The sequence below is a fragment of the Nocardioides sp. NPDC057577 genome, from assembly GCF_042801335.1.
Taxonomy (GTDB): Bacteria; Actinomycetota; Actinomycetes; order Propionibacteriales; family Nocardioidaceae; genus Nocardioides.
Map to the genome: position 1 here is coordinate 1 of NZ_JBHVGB010000295.1, position 3563 is coordinate 3563.

Consider the following 3563-nt stretch of genomic DNA (forward strand, 5'->3'; position numbering starts at 1 on the left):
GTCGCAAGGGGTCGACTAGAGAGAGTCGATCGCTTCGTTGAGCGTCGCGGACGGACGCATCACGGCGGTGACCTTCTCGGGGTTGGGCAGGTAGTAGCCGCCGATGTCGGCGGGCTTGCCCTGGACCGCGAGGAGCTCCTCGACGATCTTGGCCTCGTTGGCGGCGAGGGTCTCGGCGAGACCCTTGAACGCGGCCGCGAGCTCGGTGTCCTCGGTCTGCGCGGCGAGCTCCTGGGCCCAGTAGAGACCCAGGTAGAAGTGGGAGCCGCGGTTGTCCGTGGTGCCGAGCTTGCGACCCGGCGAGCGGTCGTTCTCGAGGAAGGTCGCGGTCGCCCGGTCGAGCGCCGCCGCGAGCACCTTCGCGGAAGGAGCCGAGGCCTGCTCGGCGTACTTCTCGAACGCGGGCACCAGCGCGAAGAACTCACCCAGCGAGTCCCAGCGGAGGTAGTCCTCCTCGACCAGCTGCTGCACGTGCTTCGGGGCCGAGCCGCCCGCACCGGTCTCGAACAGACCGCCGCCGGCGATCAGCGGGACGATGGAGAGCATCTTCGCCGACGTACCGACCTCGAGGATCGGGAACAGGTCGGTGTTGTAGTCACGCAGCACGTTGCCGGTGACCGAGATGGTGTCCTCACCGTTGCGCAGGCGCTCGAGGGAGTACGCGGTGGCGAGCTCGGGCGAGAGGATCTTGATGTCCGCGCCCTCGGTGTCGCCGACGATGGACGAGTCGGCGAGGTACTTGGTGACCTTGGCGATCAGCGAGGCGTCGTGGGCGCGCGACTCGTCGAGCCAGAAGATGGCCGGGGTCTTGGAGTCGCGGGCGCGGCTGACGGCCAGCTTGACCCAGTCGCGGACCGGGATGTCCTTGGTCTGGCAGGCGCGCCAGATGTCGCCGACCTCGACGTCGTGCTCGATGAGCACGTCGCCGGCCTTGTTGAGCACCCGCACGGTGCCGGCGGCCGAGATCTCGAAGGTCTTGTCGTGGGAGCCGTACTCCTCGGCCTTCTGCGCCATCAGACCCACGTTGGGGACGGTGCCGATCGTGGCCGGGTCGAGCGGGCCGTTCTTCTTCACGTCGTCGATGACGGTCTGGTAGACCCCGGCGTAGGAGGAGTCCGGAATCACCGCGAGGGTGTCGTCCTCGCCGCCGTCGACGCCCCACAGCTTGCCGCCGTTGCGGACCAGGGCCGGGATCGAGGCGTCGATGATGACGTCGGAGGGGACGTGCAGGTTGGTGATGCCCTTGTCGGAGTTGACGTAGGACAGGCGCGGGCCCTCGGCGATGGCAGTCGCGATGGCCTTCTCGATCTCGGCGCCCTTCTCCAGGCCGGAGAGGCCCGACAGGATCGCGCCGAGGCCGTCGTTGGCGGACAGGCCGGCGGCCTGGAGGTCGGCGCCGTACTTCTCGAAGACGTCCTTGAAGTAGGCCTTCACGACGTGGCCGAAGATGATCGGGTCGGAGACCTTCATCATCGTCGCCTTCAGGTGCAGCGAGAAGAGCACGTCGTCGGCCTTGGCCTTGGCGAGCGCGTTCTCGAGGAAGGCGTGCAGGTTGGCGACGGACATGTACGTCGCGTCGACGATCTCGCCCTCGAGCACCGGCAGCTCGGCGAGCAGCGTCACCGTCTCGCCGTCGGCCTTCTCGAGCACGATGGAGAGCGTGTCGTCGGCCGGGATGGTCACGGACTTCTCGTTGGACTTGAAGTCGCGCGCACCCATCGTGGCGACGGTCGTCTTGGAGTCGTCGGAGAACGGCTTGTTGGTGTGCGGGTGGGCCTTGGCGTACGCCTTGACCGAGCCCGGCGCGCGCCGGTCGGAGTTGCCCTCACGCAGGACCGGGTTCACCGCGGAGCCCTTGACCTTGTCGTACTTGGCCCGGATCTCCTCCTCCTCGGGCGTGCTGGGCGCCTCGGGGTAGTCGGGGATCTGGTAGCCCTGGGTCTGCAGCTCCTTGATCGCGGCCTTGAGCTGCGGGATGGAGGCGGAGATGTTGGGCAGCTTGACGATGTTGGCTTCCGGCGTCTTCGCCAGCTCACCGAGCTCACCGAGCGCGTCGTCGGCCAGGCCGAACTGGGCCAGGATGCGCGAGGCCACGGAGATGTCACGCGTCTCGACCTCGACCCCCGCCTTGGCCGCGTAGGCCGAGACGATCGGAAGGAAGGAGTACGTCGCCAGCAGCGGCGCCTCGTCGGTGTGGGTGTAGATGATTCGTGCGGCCATTGCTGTGGCTACTCCTGACGAAACGAAAGTGTCTTGACATCAAGATAACAGAGAGGGTGGCGTAACGCCGCCCCGCCCCACCTAAGCACCACGATGTGCCGTCGCAAAAGAGTTACTGTGTGTCAACACCTCATGTTGTTCAGGTGACTGCTGATACCTGAGTGCTTCTCGGGTGTCGATGGGTCTGACCGACGTCAACAGACATTGAAGGGTTTAGGGGACATGACTGAGGAATCATTGTCGGCGGCGGAGCCGACCTTCATCCAGAAACTCGCAGCCGAGGTCATCGGGACATTCATTCTGGTGTTCCTCGGGTGTGGCTCGGTCGTCGCGATCATCGCCGGCGCCACCCACGCCGGACCGAGGAACGCCATCTGGGGCCTCGAGGTCGCCGCCGTCGGCCTGGCCTTCGGCATCGCCGTCGTGATCGGCGCCTACACCTTCGGCCGCATCTCCGGTGGCCACTTCAACCCGGCCGTGACTCTCGGCGTGGCCTCGGCCGGCCGGATCAGCTGGAAGGACGCGGGCGCCTACATCGGCGCACAGTTCGTCGGCGCGACGCTCGGTGCGCTCGTGCTGTTCCTCGTCGCACTCTCTTCCGGCTACAACTCGTGGAACGACGGCGGCCTCGCAGCCAACGCCTGGGGTGACGGAGCCGGAACCGGGCTCATCGGCGCGATCCTCACCGAGCTCGTCCTCACGTTCATCTTCGTCTTCGTCATCCTCGGTGTCACCGACAAGCGGGCGGGGACCAACGCCACCGCGGCTCCGCTGGCCATCGGTTTCTCGCTCGCCGCGATCCACTTCGTCGGCATCCCGTTGACCGGCACCTCGGTCAACCCCGCCCGGTCGTTCGGACCCGCGCTCTTCTCCGGCACCGACGCACTGGTCGACCTCCCGGTCTTCCTGATCATCCCCGCGGTCGGCGGTGCCCTGGCCGGGTTCGTCTACCCGCTGCTCTTCAACAAGGACGGCTCCGAGATCCCGGGCGCAGGACTCGCCTTCGGCGGCGACAACCTGACCCCGGCCCCCAGCTTCCAGTCGTGGGACTCCCAGGCGGCCGCCCCCGCGGCGCCCGCAGCTGCCGCCACCCCGCCCGCACCGGCAGCGCCCGCCGCACCGGCCGCGGACCCCGCACCGGCCGCTCCCGAGACCAGCGACCGCACCATCGTCTCCGGCGGCGGCGCCGGCAACGGTGGCCAGCCGGCCTGGCAGCAGCCGACCCAGTCCGCCGAGGGCGATCTCCCGGTCTACGAGCAGGACGGCTGGCGCTGGGACTACGCCAAGCAGGAATGGGTCCCGATCGAGCAGTAGTCTCGAGAAGCACGAAGGCCGCCCCTCGG

2 protein-coding genes are annotated in these 3563 nt (G+C 67.8%); one reads left to right on the top strand and one right to left on the bottom strand.

Going from position 1 to position 3563, the window contains the following annotated elements:
* Positions 1–15: 15 nt before the first annotated feature.
* Positions 16–2220 (bottom strand): NADP-dependent isocitrate dehydrogenase, encoded by a 2205-nt coding sequence (locus ACFU7D_RS29075; RefSeq protein WP_378873856.1) that lies wholly within the window; start codon positions 2218–2220, stop codon positions 16–18.
* Between the two features lie 222 nt (positions 2221–2442).
* Between ACFU7D_RS29075 and ACFU7D_RS29080 the strand changes: the two genes are divergently transcribed.
* Entirely contained in the window at positions 2443–3534 is a 1092-nt protein-coding gene (locus tag ACFU7D_RS29080) for an MIP/aquaporin family protein (protein WP_378873859.1), read from the top strand.
* The last annotated feature ends 29 nt before the right edge of the window (positions 3535–3563 follow it).